This is a genomic window from Bacillus australimaris (assembly GCF_001307105.1).
In the GTDB taxonomy this organism is placed as follows: Bacteria; Bacillota; Bacilli; order Bacillales; family Bacillaceae; genus Bacillus; species Bacillus australimaris.
Genome location: NZ_LGYN01000001.1, coordinates 225,282 through 246,005, shown reverse-complemented (window position 1 = coordinate 246,005; position 20,724 = coordinate 225,282). Strand labels below are relative to the sequence as shown.

The 20,724-nt window shown below is 41.1% G+C and carries 24 protein-coding genes, 1 pseudogene and 1 riboswitch; of the genes and pseudogenes, 21 read left to right on the top strand and 4 right to left on the bottom strand.

From position 1 onward, the window contains the following. Nucleotides 1-3: 3 nt before the first annotated feature. The 3 genes from spoVAEA (at nucleotide 4) to lysA (ending at nucleotide 3,479) form a co-directional block, all read left to right on the top strand. Entirely contained in the window at nucleotides 4-612 is a 609-nt protein-coding gene (gene spoVAEA / locus AKG37_RS01280; RefSeq protein ID WP_060697230.1) for a stage V sporulation protein SpoVABEA, read from the top strand. Beyond that, on the top strand, nucleotides 557-2,038 hold the full coding sequence (locus AKG37_RS01275) for a spore germination protein (protein WP_149865060.1): 1,482 nt from the start codon (nucleotides 557-559) through the stop codon (nucleotides 2,036-2,038). The genes spoVAEA and AKG37_RS01275 overlap by 56 nt, the downstream gene beginning before the upstream one ends. Before the next feature lie 115 nt (nucleotides 2,039-2,153). Continuing rightward, nucleotides 2,154-3,479, top strand: a complete 1,326-nt coding sequence (lysA, locus tag AKG37_RS01270; RefSeq protein WP_060697228.1) for a diaminopimelate decarboxylase — start codon at nucleotides 2,154-2,156, stop codon at nucleotides 3,477-3,479. Between the two features lie 38 nt (nucleotides 3,480-3,517). Here the strand turns inward: lysA and AKG37_RS01265 are convergent, their stop codons facing one another. Beyond that, nucleotides 3,518-4,402, bottom strand: a complete 885-nt coding sequence (locus AKG37_RS01265; RefSeq protein ID WP_060697227.1) for a DUF1002 domain-containing protein — start codon at nucleotides 4,400-4,402, stop codon at nucleotides 3,518-3,520. 320 nt (nucleotides 4,403-4,722) lie between these two features. Between AKG37_RS01265 and AKG37_RS01260 the strand changes: the two genes are divergently transcribed. Continuing rightward, nucleotides 4,723-5,160, top strand: a complete 438-nt coding sequence (locus AKG37_RS01260) for a peptidylprolyl isomerase (RefSeq protein WP_008359679.1) — start codon at nucleotides 4,723-4,725, stop codon at nucleotides 5,158-5,160. A 28-nt stretch (nucleotides 5,161-5,188) separates the two neighbouring features. Here the strand turns inward: AKG37_RS01260 and AKG37_RS01255 are convergent, their stop codons facing one another. Continuing rightward, entirely contained in the window at nucleotides 5,189-6,451 is a 1,263-nt protein-coding gene (locus AKG37_RS01255) for an MFS transporter (protein WP_060697226.1), read from the bottom strand. A 255-nt stretch (nucleotides 6,452-6,706) separates the two neighbouring features. On the opposite strand from AKG37_RS01255, the gene AKG37_RS01250 reads away from it, so the two are divergent. The 7 genes and pseudogenes from AKG37_RS01250 (at nucleotide 6,707) to AKG37_RS01220 (ending at nucleotide 11,066) form a co-directional block, all read left to right on the top strand. After that, a complete protein-coding gene (locus tag AKG37_RS01250) occupies nucleotides 6,707-7,288 on the top strand; it encodes a TetR/AcrR family transcriptional regulator (protein ID WP_060697225.1) in 582 nt (193 codons plus the stop codon). A 203-nt stretch (nucleotides 7,289-7,491) separates the two neighbouring features. Next, the gene (locus tag AKG37_RS01245; protein WP_060697224.1) at nucleotides 7,492-7,728 is read left to right on the top strand and encodes a DUF2164 domain-containing protein; all 237 of its coding nucleotides are present in this window, start codon (nucleotides 7,492-7,494) and stop codon (nucleotides 7,726-7,728) included. A 236-nt stretch (nucleotides 7,729-7,964) separates the two neighbouring features. After that, nucleotides 7,965-8,309, top strand: a complete 345-nt coding sequence (locus AKG37_RS01240; protein ID WP_060697223.1) for a hypothetical protein — start codon at nucleotides 7,965-7,967, stop codon at nucleotides 8,307-8,309. Nucleotides 8,310-8,424: 115 nt separating this feature from the next. Further along, a riboswitch (FMN riboswitch) is annotated at nucleotides 8,425-8,566 on the top strand. A 253-nt stretch (nucleotides 8,567-8,819) separates the two neighbouring features. After that, nucleotides 8,820-9,470 (top strand): riboflavin synthase, encoded by a 651-nt coding sequence (gene ribE, locus AKG37_RS01235; protein ID WP_060697222.1) that lies wholly within the window; start codon nucleotides 8,820-8,822, stop codon nucleotides 9,468-9,470. 11 nt (nucleotides 9,471-9,481) lie between these two features. Next, nucleotides 9,482-10,069, top strand: a pseudogene (gene ribB / locus AKG37_RS01230) (3,4-dihydroxy-2-butanone-4-phosphate synthase); the annotation flags it as partial. A gap of 65 nt (nucleotides 10,070-10,134) precedes the next feature. Continuing rightward, nucleotides 10,135-10,599 carry a 6,7-dimethyl-8-ribityllumazine synthase gene (ribH, locus tag AKG37_RS01225; RefSeq protein WP_060697221.1) on the top strand — a complete coding sequence of 155 codons (465 nt, stop codon included), beginning with the start codon at nucleotides 10,135-10,137 and terminating at the stop codon, nucleotides 10,597-10,599. A gap of 113 nt (nucleotides 10,600-10,712) precedes the next feature. After that, nucleotides 10,713-11,066 (top strand): GNAT family N-acetyltransferase, encoded by a 354-nt coding sequence (locus tag AKG37_RS01220; RefSeq protein ID WP_034318785.1) that lies wholly within the window; start codon nucleotides 10,713-10,715, stop codon nucleotides 11,064-11,066. Between the two features lie 24 nt (nucleotides 11,067-11,090). Here AKG37_RS01220 and AKG37_RS01215 read toward each other — a convergent pair whose 3' ends face one another. Next, nucleotides 11,091-11,615, bottom strand: a complete 525-nt coding sequence (locus AKG37_RS01215; RefSeq protein WP_060697220.1) for a DUF309 domain-containing protein — start codon at nucleotides 11,613-11,615, stop codon at nucleotides 11,091-11,093. A gap of 88 nt (nucleotides 11,616-11,703) precedes the next feature. Next, a complete protein-coding gene (locus AKG37_RS18355) occupies nucleotides 11,704-11,796 on the bottom strand; it encodes a YjcZ family sporulation protein (protein WP_012010430.1) in 93 nt (30 codons plus the stop codon). 209 nt (nucleotides 11,797-12,005) lie between these two features. Between AKG37_RS18355 and AKG37_RS01210 the strand changes: the two genes are divergently transcribed. The 10 genes from AKG37_RS01210 to ccsB all read left to right on the top strand — a co-directional run bounded on the left by AKG37_RS01210 (nucleotide 12,006) and on the right by ccsB (nucleotide 20,658). Continuing rightward, nucleotides 12,006-12,764 carry a segregation/condensation protein A gene (locus tag AKG37_RS01210; protein WP_024422848.1) on the top strand — a complete coding sequence of 253 codons (759 nt, stop codon included), beginning with the start codon at nucleotides 12,006-12,008 and terminating at the stop codon, nucleotides 12,762-12,764. Continuing rightward, entirely contained in the window at nucleotides 12,754-13,347 is a 594-nt protein-coding gene (scpB, locus tag AKG37_RS01205; protein ID WP_060697219.1) for an SMC-Scp complex subunit ScpB, read from the top strand. The genes AKG37_RS01210 and scpB overlap by 11 nt, the downstream gene beginning before the upstream one ends. Before the next feature lie 113 nt (nucleotides 13,348-13,460). Then, nucleotides 13,461-13,940, top strand: a complete 480-nt coding sequence (locus tag AKG37_RS01200; protein WP_060697218.1) for a YpuI family protein — start codon at nucleotides 13,461-13,463, stop codon at nucleotides 13,938-13,940. A gap of 113 nt (nucleotides 13,941-14,053) precedes the next feature. Continuing rightward, nucleotides 14,054-15,208: a D-alanyl-D-alanine carboxypeptidase family protein gene (locus tag AKG37_RS01195; RefSeq protein ID WP_060697217.1), complete on the top strand. Its 1,155-nt coding sequence runs from the start codon at nucleotides 14,054-14,056 to the stop codon at nucleotides 15,206-15,208. After that, on the top strand, nucleotides 15,196-15,783 hold the full coding sequence (locus AKG37_RS01190; RefSeq protein WP_060697216.1) for a nucleoside recognition domain-containing protein: 588 nt from the start codon (nucleotides 15,196-15,198) through the stop codon (nucleotides 15,781-15,783). The genes AKG37_RS01195 and AKG37_RS01190 overlap by 13 nt, the downstream gene beginning before the upstream one ends. Nucleotides 15,784-15,787: 4 nt before the next feature. After that, a complete protein-coding gene (locus AKG37_RS01185; RefSeq protein WP_060697215.1) occupies nucleotides 15,788-16,324 on the top strand; it encodes a spore maturation protein in 537 nt (178 codons plus the stop codon). 135 nt (nucleotides 16,325-16,459) lie between these two features. Continuing rightward, nucleotides 16,460-17,194, top strand: a complete 735-nt coding sequence (gene rluB, locus AKG37_RS01180; protein WP_060697214.1) for a 23S rRNA pseudouridine(2605) synthase RluB — start codon at nucleotides 16,460-16,462, stop codon at nucleotides 17,192-17,194. Between the two features lie 90 nt (nucleotides 17,195-17,284). Then, on the top strand, nucleotides 17,285-17,815 hold the full coding sequence (resA, locus tag AKG37_RS01175) for a thiol-disulfide oxidoreductase ResA (protein ID WP_060697213.1): 531 nt from the start codon (nucleotides 17,285-17,287) through the stop codon (nucleotides 17,813-17,815). A gap of 1 nt (nucleotide 17,816) precedes the next feature. Then, nucleotides 17,817-19,496 carry a cytochrome c biogenesis protein ResB gene (gene resB, locus AKG37_RS01170; RefSeq protein WP_060697212.1) on the top strand — a complete coding sequence of 560 codons (1,680 nt, stop codon included), beginning with the start codon at nucleotides 17,817-17,819 and terminating at the stop codon, nucleotides 19,494-19,496. Beyond that, complete coding sequence (ccsB, locus tag AKG37_RS01165; protein ID WP_060697211.1) at nucleotides 19,480-20,658, top strand: c-type cytochrome biogenesis protein CcsB; 1,179 nt, start codon at nucleotides 19,480-19,482, stop codon at nucleotides 20,656-20,658. Before resB ends, ccsB begins: the two co-directional genes overlap by 17 nt. The last annotated feature ends 66 nt before the right edge of the window (nucleotides 20,659-20,724 follow it).

Sequence of the window (20,724 nt, the reverse complement as noted above, 5' to 3'; positions counted from 1 at the left end):
AATATGGGGCAAAGACGGAAGGTCATTTTAGTGACAGACGGAGATATATATGCTGCCAAAACCATTGAGCTTGCCGCTAAAAATGTCGGCGGACGATGTATTTCCAGCTCAAAAGGAAATCCAAGCAAACGGACAGGACCTGAACTTGTTCAGATGATTTTAAAAACGCCATATGATCCAGTCTTTGTAATGTTTGATGATTCTGGTCTGACAGGTGAAGGAACAGGGGAGACGGCGATGAAACATGTGGCACGCCACCCTGAAATCGAAGTCATTGGAGCGATCGCAGTTGCATCCAAGACGCATCAAGCCGAATGGACAAAAGTCCATGTCTCCATTGACAGGGAAGGGGAACTGACTGAATACGGTGTCGACAAGCACGGTCTTCCCGAAATGGAGCCCCATAAAATGAGCGGGGATACAGTGTATTGTCTTGACTCCCTTAATCTTCCGTTCGTTGTCGGGATTGGAGATATTGGCAAAATGGGACGGAAAGATGATCTGAGCAAAGGATCTCCAATCACGATGAAAGCAGTTGAATTGATATTAGAAAGGAGTGGTTTCCGTGAAGAAAGACAAGGTAAGCGTGTACCGAGATCCGAAGAAAAATGAAGATTACTTCAAGGAAAATGTGGGAATGGGTCTCAGCTTCGACCTTGGTGTTCGGAAAATTTATATACACGATCAGGAAATCCAGCTTTACTATGTAAACGGATTGTGTGATACGCAGTATATCATCTACTTATTAAAAGAACTAATCGAAATCAATGACAACGAACCTGAATCAGATGACCTTGCCCGTGTGGTTGAGAACCGCCTTGTCAATCAGCAGGTTTCCAAAGTAGAAACGCTGGATGAAGCGGTGGATCAAGTGCTTTCTGGGCTTGTAGCAGTCGTTGTAGAAGGTGAAAACTACGCATTTATCATTGACGTCAGAAGCTATCCTGGCAGAATGCCGGAGGAACCGGATACTGAAAAGGTTGTCCGGGGAGCAAGAGACGGATTTGTTGAAAACATTATTGTAAATACAGCGCTTATTCGAAGAAGAGTACGAGATGAAAAGCTGCGATACAAAATGCTCAAAGTAGGCGAACGTTCGAAAGCGGATGTCTGTGTTTGCTATATTGAAGATATTGCAGACCCAGATCTTGTGGATATTATAGAAAAAGAAGTATCAGGAATCAAAGTCGATGGGCTGACGATGTCTGATAAAACGGTTGAAGAATTTATTATAAAGCAAGGATATAATCCCTTTCCGCTAGTGCGTTACACCGAGCGCCCAGATGTCGCCGCTAACCACATATTAGAAGGGCATGTCATCATCATTACGGATACATCCCCTAGCGTCATCATTACACCAACCACTATTTTTCACCACGTTCAGCATGCAGAAGAATACCGTCAGGCGCCTGCCGTTGGTACGTTCCTAAGGTGGGTACGTTTTTTAGGTATTTTATGTTCTACATTTCTTTTGCCGATTTGGTTTCTTTTTATCCTAGAACCAAATCTCCTGCCTGACCATTTAAGCTATATTGGATTTAACAAACCTTCTCATATCCCTGTCATTCTCCAAGTATTCCTTGCTGATTTCGGGGTAGAATTTTTAAGGATGGCAGCCATTCATACGCCAACCGCATTGTCGACCGCCATGGGTCTGATTGCGGCCGTTTTAATTGGACAAATCGCCATTGATGTCGGTTTATTTACGCCAGAGGTCATCCTGTACGTTTCGTTAGCTGCGATCGGTACATTTACGACGCCGAGCTATGAATTAAGTGTAGCCAATAAGATTGTACGTCTTATCATACTAGCACTAGTGGCGATCTTTAAGCTGAATGGACTGATCATTGGGTTTACGTTGTTACTCATTTATTTAACGTCCATTCGTTCATTGCAGACGCCTTATATGTGGCCGTTCCTTCCTTTTAATGGGAAAGCTTTGTGGCAAGTGCTGATTCGGACGTCTGTTCCGGGCTCAAAAGTAAGGCCAAGCATTGTGCACCCTCAAAACAGATCAAAAATTCCGCCAAATTCTTAGCGCTCATTGAAAGTGGCTGAAGATTGTGATATTGTATTTTTAACTTTGAGAAACGGCAAAAGGCAGCTCACGCAGCTGTCTTTTTTCAGCCGAGGCGGAGAAAGAGGGAATGACATTGTATTTACACGGCACTTGCAGACAAAATGAACTCGGTCATTTAGAAATTGGTGGTGTTGATGCCGTTTCGTTAGCTGAAACGTATGGGACACCACTTTACGTATATGATGTGGCTTTAATACGGGAGCGCGCAAAAAGCTTTCAAAAAGCATTTATAGAAGAAGAATTAACAGCGCAGGTAGCGTATGCGAGTAAAGCATTTTCCTCCATTGCAATGTTTCAGCTTGCCAAAGAAGAAGGATTATCTCTTGATGTCGTATCAGGCGGCGAGCTTCACACAGCCATTCGCGCTGGATTCCCAGTAGAAAAAATTCATTTCCATGGGAACAATAAAAGCAGAGAAGAATTAAAGATGGCATTAGAGCATGGGATTGGCTGTATTGTTGTGGATAATTTCTATGAAATGAAGCTCATTGAACAGCTTGGTCAAGAGCTGTCAAAAAAAGTGAAAGTATTGCTCCGCATCACGCCAGGTGTCGAAGCGCATACACATGATTACATTACGACAGGTCAAGAGGATTCAAAATTTGGCTTTGATCTTCACAATGGACAAGCAGATGAAGCGGTGAAACAAGTGCTTGGATCAGAAGTCATTGAGCTTTTAGGTGTCCATTGCCATATCGGTTCGCAAATTTTTGATACGGCTGGTTTTGTCCTTGCAGCAGATAAAATCTTTTTGAAGCTGGATGAATGGAGAGAATCATTTGGTTTTATTTCTACAGTATTAAACTTGGGCGGGGGCTTTGGCATTCGTTATACAGAAGAGGATGAACCGCTTCCTGCGACAGAATATGTCGAGAAAATTATCCAAGCGGTAAAAGAAAATGTGGCCCGCTACGAGTTCGATATGCCAGAGATTTGGATTGAACCAGGCCGTTCTCTTGTTGGAGATGCAGGGACGACACTTTATACGATCGGCTCATCAAAACATGTTCCTGGCATCCGTGATTATGTTGCGATAGATGGTGGTATGAGTGACAACATTCGTCCGGCTTTATATCAAGCGAAATATGAAGCGGCAAGTGCCAACAAAATGAGCCAAACGCATGATCACACAGTTTCAATTGCCGGAAAATGCTGTGAAAGCGGAGATATGCTCATTTGGGACATCGATCTGCCAGAGTTATCACAAGGTGATTTATTAGCTGTCTTTTGTACCGGTGCTTACGGCTACAGTATGTCAAACAACTATAACCGTATCCCGCGCCCAGCTGTTGTGTTTGTAGAAGACGGGGAAGCGCAGCTTGTAGTTGAGCGTGAAACATATGAGGACATTGTCAAACTCGATTTACCGTATCAATCAAAAGTGAAATCATCTACTTAAAAAAAGCCGCCTGGTATACAGGCAGCTTTTTTTATGACTTATTTTCCTCCAGTGAATACAGAGACGACTGCGTTCCAAATGGAGACAAAGAAATCCCAAATCTTTTGAAGAAGGTTTTTCCCTTCATCGGATTCTATGAATTTCGTAATCTTGTCTTTTGCTTTATCAATTTGAGATCCGACTTGTTTCCAATCGATATTGATGTTTTTCATTTTATCGAATAGAGAGACAAGCTGATCTTTTTGGTCTTGTGTTAAGTTTAAATTCAAATCGGAAGCAGCTTGATCGACTTTTTCTTCTACTTCTTTTGTTGTTTTAGGGACACCGTTTTTCGCAATGTCATCTTTGATTTTTGCAATAAGGGCAGAAGCGTTGTCTTTCCCGATGGAATCACCCAATTTAGAAGTTGTCACAAGCTCTTCGTTTGCAACCTGCTTCACATCTTCTGGAATGGCTTTGTCACTTGACACTTCATACGCTTTTAATAAGCCCGTCAGTGCGGCTGTACCAGAGACTTCAAATGGAGCAGTCACGACAACCTTCGCATCCTTAACACCTGCTGTCATTAAAGCATTTAAATACATCTCATCTGTAATGGTTTTGATATTGTGTGTATCTACAGTCAGACCAGTACCAGATTTTTCGATAGTGATAGATGAAGATGACAATGCTCTCGTCCCAATTTGTGAACGAGGGATGTACTTTCCTAAATATTCATGCTCTTCATTATTGGTTACTTCAATTTTTGTCGCGTTTTCAGGTGGATTCAACTCGTCAAGCACCTTTTGGCGATCAGCCGGAGTTAAGTCTTGCCCGAGTGTGACGATGACATCGCCTACAGCTGCATCCGCTAAGCTGACTTTTGGCGCACCAATTAGGAAAAGGAGCGCTGCCATCATACCAAGCATCGTTTTTTTAAACATGTTGACCTCCTTCAAGTCGAAAGCGTTCCTCTTTCAAGAGAAACTCATCTTTTGAGTACACGATGAAATGCACTCCATCATTTAGACGTAACAAATCCGTCTGGCGTTTCAATTTTCTTTTGAAGATGTTTTCTTCTTCCAATCAATGAAGACGTTTTGCTCATTCTGTCATCATTTTGTTAGGTAAATAGGATCAAGCTCATTCCATTTTATCAATAATAAGAAAAGAGGTAAATCATTATCATAAAGCAGGGGATGTTTAACATCACCGAAAATGTGCTATAATGAGCGTTGTTTAACCTGAAAGGAGAATGTGAAAAATGGCGAAAAAAGGATACATACAACTAACGAATGGTAAGAAAATTGAGTTTGAACTTTACCCAGAGGCAGCTCCAGGTACAGTCGCAAACTTTGAAAAATTAGCGAATGAAGGCTTCTATGATGGATTGAAATTCCACCGCGTGATCCCAGGCTTCGTCAGCCAAGGCGGAGATCCAAACGGGAATGGAACAGGTGGCCCTGGTTACACAATTAAATGTGAAACAGAAGGAAATCCACATCAACACGAAAGAGGTTCATTATCAATGGCACATGCTGGTAAAGACACAGGCGGAAGCCAATTCTTTATCGTACATGACCCGCAGCCGCACTTAAACGGTGTTCACACTGTTTTCGGTAAGGTAACTTCTGGTATCGAGGCTGTTCTTGATATGGAACAAGGACAAGGCATGGAAAAAGTTGAAGTTGTAGATGCTTAATCTAAAACACCGCTAAACGCGGTGTTTTTTATTTTGTATCTGATTTTACGGTTATTTGTTCTGTTAGGCGGTAGGTGATGATCCAATACAAAATGGCTATGGCGCTGATAGAGGCACCAAATAAACATACCCCATTCCAGCCATAGTTTGCGTATATGCTGGTTGAAACAATTGAACCAGTCGCACTGCCGATAGAGTAAAAAATCATGTAAGCGGCAGTAAGACGGCTTCTCGCTTCAGGCCGGACTGTGAAAATCATACTCTGATTGGTCACATGTACTGCTTGCACAGATAGGTCAAGAATCATGATGCCAATGATTAATAAAATAAGTGAATGTTCAGTTAAACTGATGAAAAACCACGAAATGAATAATAGGACAAGGGCGATGCAGGTTGTAAACTGCCCTAATCCTTTATCGGCAAGACTGCCAGCCCGAGCGGCACCTAATGCTCCGGCTGCTCCAGCAAGACCAAAAGCGCCAATTGCAGTATGTGAAAGAGAATATGGCTCGGTACTGAGAGGCAGGACGAGTGAAGTCCATAATGTACCAAACACGATAAAAATCAGAAGAGCCAGAATCCCGCGGATGCGGAGAATTCGTTCTTGTATGAACAATGTAAACATTGAACGAATTAGGTTTGCATAGGATAAGGACTCTCTTTCGATGTCATCACGAGGGAGGACTCTGAATAACACCCCAGTTATGAGAAGCATAATGACCGCAGACACGAGGTAGACCGATCTCCAGCCAGCAAGATCAGTTAGTACACCAGCAAACGCTCGTGCGAGAAGAATACCGATCACAATTCCACTTTGCACCAAGCCAACTATACGGCCTCGCTCTTCTAGAGCGGCCCAAGTCGCTGCGAACGCTACGAGAACCTGAGTGACCACGGCAAGAAGTCCGACCGCAGCTAATCCTATAAACAGGACAGTAACAATAGGAGCGATGCCAACTAGAATGAGAGACAGCACGGATAAAAGCATCTGACCAATGATGAGCCGTCGTCGATTCACTAGATCCCCAAGTGGTACTAATAGTAGCAGTCCTGCCGCGTAACAAAGCTGAGTAATCGTCATGATAATACCGATGGATGAATAGGTCATGCCAAACTCGTCTGCTAGTGAGTCTAGTAACGGTTGTGCGAAGTATATGTTTGCAACAGCCATCCCGCAGGCCGTAGCAAACAGTAGCGCCATATAGCGGGTCATCGTTGATCTAGGTTTTATTTGTAAATGAGCTGTTTTCATATCACGATGATCGATTGAAGTGATTTTTTCTTTAACCATTCATTGCATCTCCTCTTTTTGTAATATACTGATCGGTATAAAATAATTTTAGTTAAGAATAACCAGCGAAATGTTTTAAAGTCAAGATTTTATTTCAGTTATTCTATGCTGATTTTAAGATCAGATAGACAAATTGACAATGTTACATGAATAAAATAAAATTATTATGTACCGATTGGTAATGAAAACTTACAAACAAAGAAATAGATAGTTGTTATCGAGAAGAGATTTTATTGTTGAAATGGAGGATAAATGATGGTTCGACAGCGTGAATTTGATGAGGAAAAAGCGTTGGACGAGGCAATGATGCTTTTTTGGGAGAAGGGATATAAGGCTACTTCATTGAGCGATTTGACTGCCAAAATGGGAATAAAGCGGCCAAGCTTATACGCTGCTTTTGGGGATAAAGAGGAATTATTTGAGGCTGCATTACGCAAATATACAAAGCAGCATGCAGCTCGTATTCGAACAAAACTTCAAAACAATCGATCTGTAAAAGAAGCATTTTATACATTATTTGCAGATGTAGTGGAAGAGGAATATAAAGATGGTCCGAGTAAGGGTTGCTTTTGCATTAATACTATAGTGGAGCTTGCTCCACACGAAGAGAAATTTGAAATTCTGACGAGAGAGCACCAGATGTATCTTTCTGTCATTTTTGAAGAAAAGATTGTGCAAGGTATTCGCTCGGGTGAACTCGAGAGCAGCCCGAATGCTAAAGCCTTAGCACAGACACTGGTCGTTTCTTTCATCGGACTGACGGTCTTCATGAAGTCTCGTCCAGAGCGTTCATTTGTAGAGAATTCTGTAGCGACGATACTGTCCGTATTAAAATGAATTGGGCAGCACGCTATGAGACCTGCCGTGAAAAAAATCATTCAATATAGCGAAAAGTGTGTTTTGATCTATTCCATCAAAACACGCTTTTTCTTTTAGGACAGCATGCACAGCCCCCTTTTTTATGATATGATAAGAGAACAAACATTCGTATACGTGGATGTCAATACATCCAGCTGCATATGCGGAAAGAAGGGGATACTTTGAAACCATTAACAAAAGAAGAAAAAAATCAAATGATGAATGCCATTCAGCGTTACTTTGCCGAAGAACGAGAAGAAGAGATTGGTGAATTAGCAGCGATTAATATGCTAGAATTTATTACAAAAAATCTTGGAGTCTACTATTATAATCAAGGGGTTCGTGACAGCCGCAGCATCGCTGTTCAGCGGTCGCAATTGTTAGAGGAAGACTTATTCGCACTTGAAAAAAGAATATAATCAAAAAGCCAACAGTCTATGGTTTGTATTGAACGAACGGATAAAGAGGAAAAAGACCCCCTTAATAAAGAACGCATATTCGTATCATATGGCATGATTAAGAGGTGGAACCAAAGGGCCATCTGAATCGTTATATAAGTAACCATTAATGAAAATCAACTTTTTGGGTTTTATTTCAGCAAAAGAAGGAATAAAACATACAAATAGGCGAAGTGCAAATGATGGAGGTTCTAAATATGGGGAAAATTAAATTGAAAATGGCGATTTTATTTGTCTTACTGCTTTGTTTAGGCGCAGGTTATTTATACATGAATGATATGAAAATTGAAGATGTACCAACAGCCATTGGTGAAAGCTTAACAAATAATGATAAAGATTACACCATCTATGAATATACTATTACGAAGATTGATGGAGATGAATATTACGGTCAAGCGAAGAACGGCACAAAAATCATTTTTAATGGAAAGAAATTTGAAGATGATGTGGCTGATTTGAAGAAAGGCGATCATATTAAAGCCTATTTTAGTAATGAAAAAAGAATAGATGGACTGATAAAAGTAGTAAAAGTCGTTAATTAACATGTCTCCTTTCCTATAAGGAGGCTTTTTTTGTGAAATAAATCAAGAAATCTTGATTGTTGCATTTGTCAACAAGGATCGCTATAATAGCCTCTAAGGACAGTTAAATATCGATTGTATCCTTCGGGGCAGGGTGAAAATCCCGACCGACGGTAATAAAGCAAATGCTTTACAGCCCGTGACCCGTTAATTTATTAACGGTTGATTCAGTGAAAAGCTGAAGCCGACAGTGAAAGTCTGGATGGGAGAAGGATAAAGAAAGCTATGAATTAAAAATATTTATTGATCATAGTTCTATTTCTGATGCAAAAAAACCACAGCCCCGGAATTTTTTCCGGGGCTTTCTGTATGTTTTTGTCGTTAGTAGACTGCATGCAGTGTTTATTAGGTGATCCCTCATCTACCTTGTATGGACCATAAAAAGCGACGAAGGTGCTCAATCGATCACATGTCCCAAACATCGCTTTTTTATAAAGTGAGAAATACAAATGAAAAGAAAGGGAGGATCACATGTTTACGGGGATAATTGAAGAAGTTGGCACCGTCCAGTCATTAAGTAAAAAATCAGCGGATGCCATGGAAATTGTCATTAAGTGCAGCCGTGTGCTGGAAGATGTCCATCTTGGAGACAGTATCGCGATTAATGGAGTATGTCTCACAGTCACAAGCTTCACAAAAGAACAGTTCGCGGCAGATGTGATGCCAGAGACGGTCAAAGCGACATCGCTGGATCAGCTGACAGTAGGCAGTCCAGTGAATTTAGAGCGGGCCATGTCCTCGAATGGACGATTCGGCGGCCATTTTGTCTCAGGTCATGTTGATGGAACGGCTGTCATTACCCGAATAGAAAAGAAGAGTAATGCCATTTACTATGATCTAAAGATGAACAAGACCCTCACAGATATGCTCACCCAAAAGGGTTCGATCGCAATTGATGGTGTCAGCTTGACCATTTTCGATTTGCAAGATTCACTTGTCACAGTCTCTCTTATTCCTCATACGCTTGAAGGAACTATTTTCCCGACTAAATCTATGGGGGAAGTAGTAAATATAGAGTGTGACATGATCGGTAAATACATTTATCGCTTTTTAACGAAAGAGCAAGGCGAAAAGCAACCATCCCGATTGACCCCATCATTTTTAAAAGAGCACGGATTCTAGGAGGCGATTGTATGTATCATTCAGTTGATGAGGCAGTAAATGCTCTTAAACAAGGAGAAATCATTATCGTAGTGGATGATGAAGACAGAGAAAATGAAGGAGATTTTGTGGCACTTGCTGAGCATGCCACACCTGAGGTAATTAACTTCATGGCTTTACATGGAAGAGGCCTCATTTGTACACCAGTCGATGCGTCGATCGCCCAACATCTAAACTTGCATCCAATGGTAGAACATAATACGGATGCACACCATACAGCATTTACAGTGAGCATCGACCATGTGACAACGACGACTGGTATTAGTGCTTTTGAGCGCTCTACAACCATGCTTTCCATGTTAAATAAAGATGCAAAACCAGAAGAATTTGCCCGCCCAGGTCATGTTTTTCCGCTCATTGCAAAAGAGGGCGGCGTATTAGAAAGACCAGGTCATACAGAGGCGGCGGTTGATCTTGCTAAACTGGCAGGGTCAGAGCCAGCGGGTGTCATATGTGAAATCATGAATGAAGATGGATCGATGGCACGCGTCCCTGAACTAAAGGAAATCCAAAAACAACATGATTTAAAGATGCTTACAATAGAAGCATTACAGACATATTTAAACAGTCATCAAACAGCGACTTTCGAAACAAAATAAAAATCACAAAAAAGGATGATCAACATATGAATACAATACAAGGGCATGTAGTAGCAGAAGGACTAAAATTTGCAATCGTCGTAGCGAGATTTAATGACTTTATTACAAGTAAACTGTTAGATGGAGCAGAAGATACATTGCTCAGACACGGAGCAAACGGTGACGATATTGATGTCGTGTGGGTACCAGGTGCATTTGAAATTCCGTACATGGCTAAAAAATTAGCGGAAACGAATAAATACGATGCGGTCATTACACTTGGAACCGTGATCCGGGGTGCAACAACTCACTATGATTACGTTTGTAATGAAGCTGCTAAAGGAATTGCTCAAAGTGCTATGTCAACAGGGGTACCGATTATCTTTGGTGTACTGACAACAGAATCCATTGAACAAGCCATTGAAAGAGCTGGTACAAAAGCTGGTAATAAAGGCAGTGAATCGGCTGCAGCTGCTATTGAAATGGCGAATCTAAATCGAACGTTTTCTTAATTTAGTGAAAAAGAGTTTAAAAACGATATAAAAATGTTTATAATGTGTGATGAGCAAATGATTCATGAGACATTTGCTGGACATTAGGATAATTTGAATATTGAGGGGTATATATGTTAATTCGTTACAAGAGGTCTTTTGAAAAAATTGCCATGGGGCTTCTGTCCTTTATGCCAGGTGAGAAAGACGTCAAACAGCTTCAGCAGACGATGAAGTCGTATGAAATGGATGAAGACCGGCAGCTGTTCCTATGGAAAGATGGCGAGGATATTGTAGGTGCCATTGGTGTGTTGAAAACAGACGACCAAGTGCAAATCGAGCATATTAGTGTGAATCCATCCCATCGTGATCAAGGAATCGGTAAGGAAATGGTTTTAGCCGTAGAAGAGGTATTCAAAACCAAAACACTCATTCCAAATGAATTAACGCAAGGCTTTTTTCATAAGTGTCACAGCGAAACAAATTGAATATCACACATGTAAAAGCAGAGGCTACAATCCTCTGCTTTTTTTACGTTCGATTTGTTTTTTTCGTTCAAGCAATACATCTGTCCGGTCACGGAGTCTATGTTTTTCGATTAAAAAAATATGGGATAAGTTGCTTTCCTGTCCAAAGAGCAGTCCTTCTTTTTGGGCCATTTCTTGGCATAAAGAAAGCAGCGCTTCATCCTTGATTGGCAGCATCACACTTTTGTAAGGCATGTCTTCATCCATTTTCTTCTTTAGTGTTCTCAGAAGCATCAGAAATGCCTCATCGTCCAGACCAAGATTCGATAATACGGGACGGTTTGCTTCTAACAAATGAAGACTGTTTGAAATGAGCCGTTTTGCTCCTTTTCCATTTCCCCGTCTTTGATGATACAAGGCAACAGCGAGCTGAATGAGCCCAACCCAATATTCTTTGCGCTGCTCAGGGGGATCTTCCTTCCAATATTCCTCAAGAATTTCATGACACTCAAAATAATCTCTTGTCGTATGAAATTCGTGTAAAAAAGCCACGTACGCGTCAGGATACACAGCGGTCATCTCCTTTTCCACTCTCAGTCTAACATATCGAAAAGAAAAGAAGAAAGAGCGTCCCTTCGTGAAAGGACGCTCTGTTTCTTTAATAAACCCAAGCCGCGCCAACGATGATCAGCAAGATGAAAAGCACGACAATAAGCGCGAATCCTCCGCCAAAGTTATAGCCATCTCCCATAATGATACGGCCTCCTTTTTCATCAGTTCTGATTACAATGGTATTCTATGTATAAATGCCCTCATTGGTATGGGCGAATCCACTGTTTTTCTTGATTTGCCTAGGACATCATGGCCGAAATTATATTGGACGAGAGCTTTATCCTGTCTTATACTAAAGGTTAGCCGGTGAAACGGTACTTAGAAGACAGTAGAAATGGTGAGAAAAAGATGCTGGAATATCAGGTGAAAATAGATTCGTTCGAGGGTCCTTTGGACTTACTTTTACATTTAATCAACCGGTTGGAAATTGATATTTATGATATTCCCGTCGCTAAAATTACGGAGCAGTATTTATTATATGTTCACACGATGAGGGAGCTTGAGCTCGATGTTGCGAGTGAATACTTGGTCATGGCCGCAACCCTTCTCAGTATTAAAAGCAGAATGCTTCTTCCAAAACAAGAGGAGGAGCTGTTTGATGAAGACCTGCTCGAAGAGGAAGAGGACCCTCGAGAAGAGCTGATTGGCAAATTGATTGAATACCGCAAATATAAAAATGCAGCACAAGAACTGAAGGAGCGCGAAGAAGAAAGGCAAAATGCCTTTACAAAACCACCGAGTGATTTAAGCGAATTTGCAAAAGAATCAGAAGCGAAGGACACAAATTTACACGTAACGGTGTATGATATGTTAGGTGCGTTCCAAAAGGTATTAAACCGAAAGAAAATAACGAAACCAGCACCATCAAAGATTACAAGACAAGAAATCCCGATTGAAGACAAAATGAATGAGATTATGAACCATTTAAGAAAAACAAAAAAGCGGACCAATTTCATGACTCTATTTCAACATGATCAAAAGGAACACCTTGTCGTGACGTTTCTTGCTGTTCTCGAATTGATGAAAAGTCATCAAATCATGCTAGAGCAGGAAGGGAACTTTGAAGACATTTATATCATAGGGAGTGAAACGATTCATGACGCTTGATATCGTGAATTGGAAAGCCATCTTAGAAGCGCTGCTTTATGCAGCAGGTGACGAAGGCTTAACAAGAAAACAGCTCATGTCTGTTCTTGAGGTAGATGAGTCGGTATTACTCGACATTATGTCTGCCGTAAAGGAAGAATACCAAAAACAAGAACGAGGGATCGAGCTCATTGAATATGCAGATTCATATATGCTGCTGACGAAAAAAGAATACAGTATTTATTTAAAAAAATTGGTCGAAACACCATCCAAAGGTTTGTCGCAGGCAGCGCTTGAGGTGCTTGCAATTGTTTCTTATAAACAGCCGATTACACGCAGTGAGGTAGAGGAGATCAGAGGCGTCAAATCAGAGCGTGTGCTTCATAGCTTAGTAGCCAAAGCACTGCTATGTGAAGTTGGCCGAGCTGATGGCCCGGGACGAGCAATTCTTTATGGGACAACCCCTACCTTTTTAGAGCAATTTGGTTTAAAAGCCTTAGATGAATTACCGCCTCTTCCAGAGAATGTGGAAGCAGATGGTGTACAAGAAGAGGCTGATCTATTTTTTGAAAACTTCAATCAAACATTTGAAGATATAAAATAGTTCAAAAGAAGGAAAAACATATGATAAAATATAAAAAAGATTTTAGGTCTAAAATCTTTTGATGAAAGATAAAATGGTGACAAAGCCATGAGGGGAAGGTAAACAAGAAACAAATGGCACATATGAATGTAAAGGCTCAAGTTGATCAAGCAGGCGTCTTTTTATCAAAGGTTGCAATTGAAATGAATGGTTTTCTGAACGAAGCCACCTTATCAAGCTTGAAACGATTAAACCCCGAAGCGGAAGCCTATTATTGTGACATATTAAGTACATTACGGAAGCTTGCAGTGTATAGCGAGGATGCAGCAGCAGTTTGTCAGAAAATAAGGCAGCAGCAGACATTCCCGCAGCAAGCCGCACAGCAGATGCTTCACCGTATTTATCATCAATGTATTGAAGAATTTTTTACGCCGAAAAAGGATACATGGTACGAAGACAGCCGTTCGGCTTATACAGGAAAAAGCAGCATTGTTTTTCACCATGAAGTATCCCCGGATATCAAACAATTATTTTCTTCATTAGAAAAGGATTTTTTAGCGATGAGAGAAGAGCTGGAATATACGACATCTCATCCGCAAATGAAAATGGTATAAGTAAGTTTTAAGAAGCGTCTCTACTTTGTAGAGGCGCTTTTTTATGGACGAGGCATCATAACTTTTTCAGCCGTGCATACACTTGTACAAAACGGACAAGGACGTGAATGAACATGCCCTATTTAAAAATTGGAACAGCAGTCCTTCTTCTATTTACACTCTTACTGCCTTTTTCCTCACATGCCAAAGCAGATAGATCATCATTATCAGTGAGTGCAAGAAGTGCCATTTTAATAGATGGACAGTCAGGCAGAGTCCTATTTGGAAAGGACGAGCATGAAAAAAGAAGAATCGCTAGTATTACAAAAATTATGACGGCTGTATTAGCCATTGAATCAGGAAAAATGAAAGACACCGTCAAAGTATCAAAACACGCGATTCAAGCGGAGGGCTCATCCATTTATTTGAAGGAAGGGCAGAAGGTAAGCTTAGAAGATTTGACGTATGGGCTTATGCTGCGTTCTGGAAATGATGCAGCTGTTGCCATTGCAGAGCATGTTGGCGGCAGCTTAGAAGGCTTTATTTTTATGATGAATCAAAAGGCAGCTGAACTAGGAATGAAGAATACGAATTTTCAAAATCCACACGGACTAGATGATCATAAAAATCACTATTCATCAGCTTATGACATGGCCATTCTAACAAAATACGCAATGGAGCATAAACAATATCAAAAAATCGCCGGCACGACCTTTTATAAAGCAAAGACAATGGAAGGCTATTGGAAAAATAAAAACAAGCTGCTCACCGGTTTATATGAGTATTCTACTGGAGGAAAAACAGGATATACAAAACTTGCAAAACGGACACTCGTTTCTACAGCTGCAAAAGGGGATGCTGAGCTGATCGCTGTGACCATAAATGCGCCGGATGACTGGAAGGATCATATCTCTATGTTCGAGTATGCATTTGATCACTACAAAACGTATGTACTTGCTGAAAAAGGAAGGCTTGCTTCGTTAAAAGGAACCTTTTATGAAAAAAAAGCGTTTATCAAGCGTGATGTGGACTATTTTTTAAATGAAGATGAGAAAAAACTTGTCGAAATTGAAACGGAAATGCTCACTCCTAAAAAGAAATGGAAAAAAAACGCCGAAGCCATCCCAGATGTTGTTGGGAAAATGACGTTTATATTAGATGGAAAGGTGATCGAGCAAGTCCCGATTTTTTATGAAAATAAACGAAACCGCATGCCTCAAAAAAGCTTTCAAGAAATGTTTAAGTCTGTCTTTCAGACATCTATAGGCGGATCTTCATGGTCAATTTAATTTGGGTGTTTCTCACTGTCATCGGTCTTGTCTATGCGATGTTTAATGGAACGATGCAGGAAGTGAACGAGGCTGTCTTTAAGGGCTCAAAAGAAGCGGTTACCATTTCAATTGGTCTAATTAGTGTCCTTGTTTTTTGGCTCGGTCTAATGAAGATTGCAGAAGAGGCAGGTCTGTTAAATTTCTTTAGTAAATTGTGCCGCCCATTTATTTCAAAGCTATTTCCGGATGTTCCGCCTAACCATCCAGCGATGGGATATATTTTGTCCAATCTGATGGCGAATTTCTTTGGTCTCGGAAATGCCGCTACACCGCTTGGGATTAAGGCGATGGAGCAGATGAAAGCATTAAACGGTGGGAAAAATGAGGCAAGCCGGTCTATGATTACATTTTTAGCGGTCAACACATCCTCTATCACACTTGTGCCTACAACCGTCATTGCCATTAGAATGACCTATGGCGCAGATCAGCCGACAGACATTGTAGGACCAACCATTTTGGCGACACTCATTTCAGGAATCGGTGCAATTATCATTGATCGTTATTTCCACTATCGCAGAAGCAGGCGGGGGTGATCTTGTGGCATTTATTAATTGGCTGTCACTTGCTTTGATTCCACTGATCATCGCAGGGATTTTAATTGCGGGAACCATTAAAAAGGTACCAACCTATGAAACATTTGTAGAAGGAGGGAAAGAGGGCATTCAAATTGCCTTTTCAATCATTCCCTATTTAGTCGGCATGCTTGTGGCCATTACCATATTCCGTGCATCAGGTGCGCTTGACTTTGTCATGGGGCTGTTAAAACCCGTCTTTACAGCGATTGGCTTCCCGGCAGAAGTGGTGCCGCTTGCGTTTATTCGCCCGATATCAGGAACGGCTGCACTTGGGATGACGTCAGACTTGATTGCAACCTATGGTCCAGATTCTTTTATTGGCCAGCTTGCGGCTGTCATGCAAGGGTCAACAGATACGACTCTTTATATTTTAACGGTCTATTTTGGAGCAGTCGGGATTAAAAAAATGGGAGATGCGCTGAAAGTAGGTCTGTTAGCAGATCTCATTGGTGTCATTGCATCTGTGATTATTGTCAGTTTGTTATTTAGCGGCGTCTAATCAGGCGCTTTTTTGTATTTCATGGATGGAAAATCACTTTTTAGCTGAAATTAGACAGACGATACGCTTATTTTTCCACGAATGCTTGTTTGTTTTAAGTCAAGCAAGTAAGATAGTACATGAGGTGAAAGACAAATGGAACGTTTACAGAAAGTAATTGCACATGCCGGCGTCGCTTCTAGGCGAAAGGCTGAAGAATTAATTAAAGAAGGACGAGTTACCGTTAATGGTCAAACAGTAACAGAGCTCGGAGTGAAGGTGGGCTCTTCAGATAAAATTGAAGTCAATGGATTAAAGCTTGAAAGAGAAGAACCAGTTTACTTTATGCTTTATAAACCGCGCGGCGTCATTTCTGCTGCCGAGGATGATAAAGGACGTAAGGTCGTCACAGACTTCTTTGATGATGTCCCGCAGCGCCTTTATCCGATCGGACGGTTAGATTATGATACGAGCGGTTTGATTTTGATTACAAATGACGGTGAATTTGCCCATAAGCTTATGCACCCTAAATATGAAATTGACAAAACGTATGCAGCGAAGCTAAAAGGCATTCCTTCTAAGGAGCTGATCAGAAAGTTAGAGAAAGGGATCATGCTAGATCATAAAAAGACAGCTCCTGCTCGTGCGAAAATGCTTTCTATTGATAAACGAAAGCAAACTTGTATTGTTCAATTAACCATTCATGAAGGCAGAAACAGACAAGTGCGCCGCATGTTTGAAGCGATTGGTCATGATGTGTTAAAGCTAAAAAGGGAGCAATACTCGTTCCTTCATATTGAAGGCATGAGACCAGGAGACCGCAGAGAATTGTCTCCGCATGAAGTAAAGCGCCTGAGAGCACTTGCGGATCATGGGAAAAGCGCTTTTTAACTTTCACATAAACTTCAAAAAATGAAGAAGCATCAAAAGAAGGAGAATGCTATAATTTACCTGAATGTCTATGGGGAAGGGGTACTTCAGATGAAAAAAAGGCGGTTTTTCATACGGACGGGCATTCTCCTCGTGATGCTTGCAGCGCTATGTTATACAATGTATAACTCAGTATTTGCCAAACAGGATCGAGTCAAAGAAGGATCTATTGCGCCAAATTTTGTCCTTCAATCTGTGGATGGGGATCGGATTGAATTAAAGGACTTAAAAGGCAAAGGCGTCTTTCTTAATTTTTGGGGTACATGGTGTGGTCCATGTAAGCAAGAATTCCCGTATATGGCGAATCAATATGAAGTGTTCAAGGATCGCGGTGTGGAAATTGTTGCAGTCAATGTTGGGGAATCAAATATTGCCGTGAAGAATTTTATGGAATCCTATGGCGTGAATTTTCCTGTTGCCATGGACAAAGATCGTCAAGTGACAGAGGCATATGATATTACGCCGCTGCCAACCACATTTTTAATTAATCCTGAAGGCAAGGTAATCAAAGTCATAAAGGGAACCATGACAGAACGTAATGTCTATGAATATATGAATTTGATTAAACCAAAGGGGTCATAGAATGAAAGAGGTAAAGTGCGAATGTGGACATATTAATCCAATCGGTACTGTTCTATGTGAATCATGCGGGAATCCCATTGCAGCTAAAGAGAAAAATTCTTCAAAACTGCTTGATATGAGATATGACGGCAGTGCGAGACGCTCGCAAACATACAACAAAACGATTGTTGATAAAGTCTGGAACTTTTTTTCTTCCGTTAAAGTGGGTGTGTGGTTGATTGTCATCACACTGTTTGCATCCTCGCTTGGAACCATTTTTCCGCAGGAGCGGTTTATTCCGCCGGGTGCAGTTGCTTCCACCTATTATGAAGAGCAATATGGGTCGTTTGGAAAGCTGTATTACATCCTTGGATTCCATGATCTTTATAATTCTTGGTGGTTTTTAGCTCTTATCGCATCAATCGGAATCTCCCTTGTCATTTGCAGTCTCGACCGGGTTATCCCTCTGTATCGAGCACTCAAAAACCAAGGTGTGATCAAAAAAGAAGGCTTTATGAGAAGGCAGCGTCTGTTCAGTGAGACAGACAAAACGTTAGATCAGCATACATATGAAGGCATCATTAGAGCCATGAAACAAAAGCGTTACCGCGTGCGAGAAGAAAATGGACATATTTTAGCCGAAAAAGGTCGTTTTTCACGTTGGGGACCTTACGTCAATCACATAGGACTCATCATTTTTCTCATTGGATCGATGCTCCGTTTTGTCCCGGGCATGTACGTTGACGAGACGCTTTGGGTCAGAGAAGGTGAAACCGCACCAATCCCCGGCACGGATGGTCAATACTTCTTGAAGAATAATGCGTTTTCAATTGATCGCTATGAATCTGGAAATGAAAAAGAAGTGTTTGAGAATGCTATTGAAAAAGCCGGCGACGGTCAAGTGGTAAAAAGCTATAAAACGGATGCCATCTTGTACAAACGTGAAGGAGAAGTTGTATTTGGTGAAAAGCCTAAGCTGAAGCAGGTAACAGAACACGATATCAAAGTGAACGAACCGCTAAAGTTTGATAATTTCTCATTATATCAAGTGGATTTTAAACAAAATGAACTCGATCAAATGGTCTTTCAGCTGATTCGTAAAGATACAGAAAAATCTTTTGGAACGGTGAAGATTAATCTGCTGGAGCCCAAGTCAGAATATGATCTTGGTAGCGGTTACAAAGTCAAGGTGATGAGCTATCTGCCTGATTTTTATTTTGACGATGATGGAACGCCTAGTACGAAAACAAGGAATCCGAACAATCCTGCTTTCGTGTTTGAAATGATCTCTCCTGAAAAACCTAAAGGGGAAAAAAGCTTTGTAGCGATTCAAGAGACAGTAGAGGGCTCTGATAACAACATTTATAAGATGAAGTTTGATCGCGTTGAAACGAAGAACGTCACAGGATTGACTGTGAGAAAAGATCTAACACTTTGGGTGCTTATCGTAGGCGGGATTATCTTCATGATTGGTGTCGTGCAGGGGATGTATTGGCAGCACAGAAGAATTTGGCTTTCGGCAAAGGATGGAAAAGTATTTGTGGCAGGACACACAAACAAAAACTGGTTCGGCTTAAAATCTGATCTCAAAGTGTTACTGAGTGACAGTGGCATCAAACAGCCAGTTGATCAAAAAGAACTGCCTGATACAACAAGTATCAGCAAAAGCAAGGGGGAAGGATTAGATGGCGGCAGTCAGTGAAAATCTGTTATTTGCAGCTTTTCTATTTTATTTAGTGGCAGTTCCTTTTTTTGGTGGTGCCATGAAAGGAAAAAAGAAGGAAGATGGACCGCGCAAAAATAAGGCGGCACTCATCGGCATTACGCTCACCATCATCGGTTTTTTAAGCCAATTAGGCTATTTTATTTCAAGATGGATAGCGTCTGGTCATGCACCAGTCAGTAATTTATTTGAGTTCACTACTGCTTTTGGCATGATGCTTGTGCTTGCATTCATCATTTTATATTTTGTGTATCAAGTGTCTGTACTTGGTTTATTCACACTTCCAATTGCTTTATTGATTATTGCCTATGCAAGTATGTTCCCATCAGATATTTCACCGCTGATTCCTTCACTTCAAAGTAATTGGCTTTATATTCACGTGACAACTGCAGCACTCGGCCAAGCCATTTTAGCGATTAGCTTTGTAGCGGGTGTTATCTTTCTGTTAAAGCATGTGGATCAAACAAAGCCAGGGAAGAAGACGTTTGGTTTAGAATTTGTCATGTTTATGATTGTGGTGACACTTGCATTTATCGCTGTCACGTCTATCTTTAGAATGACAGGATATGAAGCGACATTTAATTGGATCGATAAAAATAAAGAAGAAAGTGTGATGGTCTATGAGCTGCCAGCTCTAGTCGGACCTCATAAAGGCGAACTTGTGACGCAAGATCGTTTGGAGCCGTTTGTTGACCTGCCGCCTGTTTTTTCAGGTAGAAAGGTCAATACGGTATTATGGTCATTTGGCGTCGGCCTGGTTATATACGGCCTGATTCGATTGATCATTCGCAAACGACTGAGCGCACTGCTTCAGCCGCTTGTGAAACAAGTGAACTTAGATTTAGTCGATGAAATTGGGTACAGGGCTGTTTCTATTGGTTTCCCTGTCTTTGCATTAGGCGGGCTGATCTTTGCAATGATCTGGGCGCAAATTGCGTGGACCAGGTTCTGGGGCTGGGACCCGAAGGAAGTATGGGCATTGATTACGTTTCTCTTTTATGCAGCTTACCTTCATCTTCGCTTGTCGAGAGGCTGGCATGGTGAAAAGTCCGCTTGGCTTGCTGTGATTGGATTTGCCATTATTATGTTTAATCTTATCTTTGTCAATCTTGTGATTGCGGGGCTTCATTCTTACGCATAATTACAAGGAAAAGGCCAACTTTTATGAATCAATTCGGCTTTTTGTTAAAATGAATGTAACAACGGA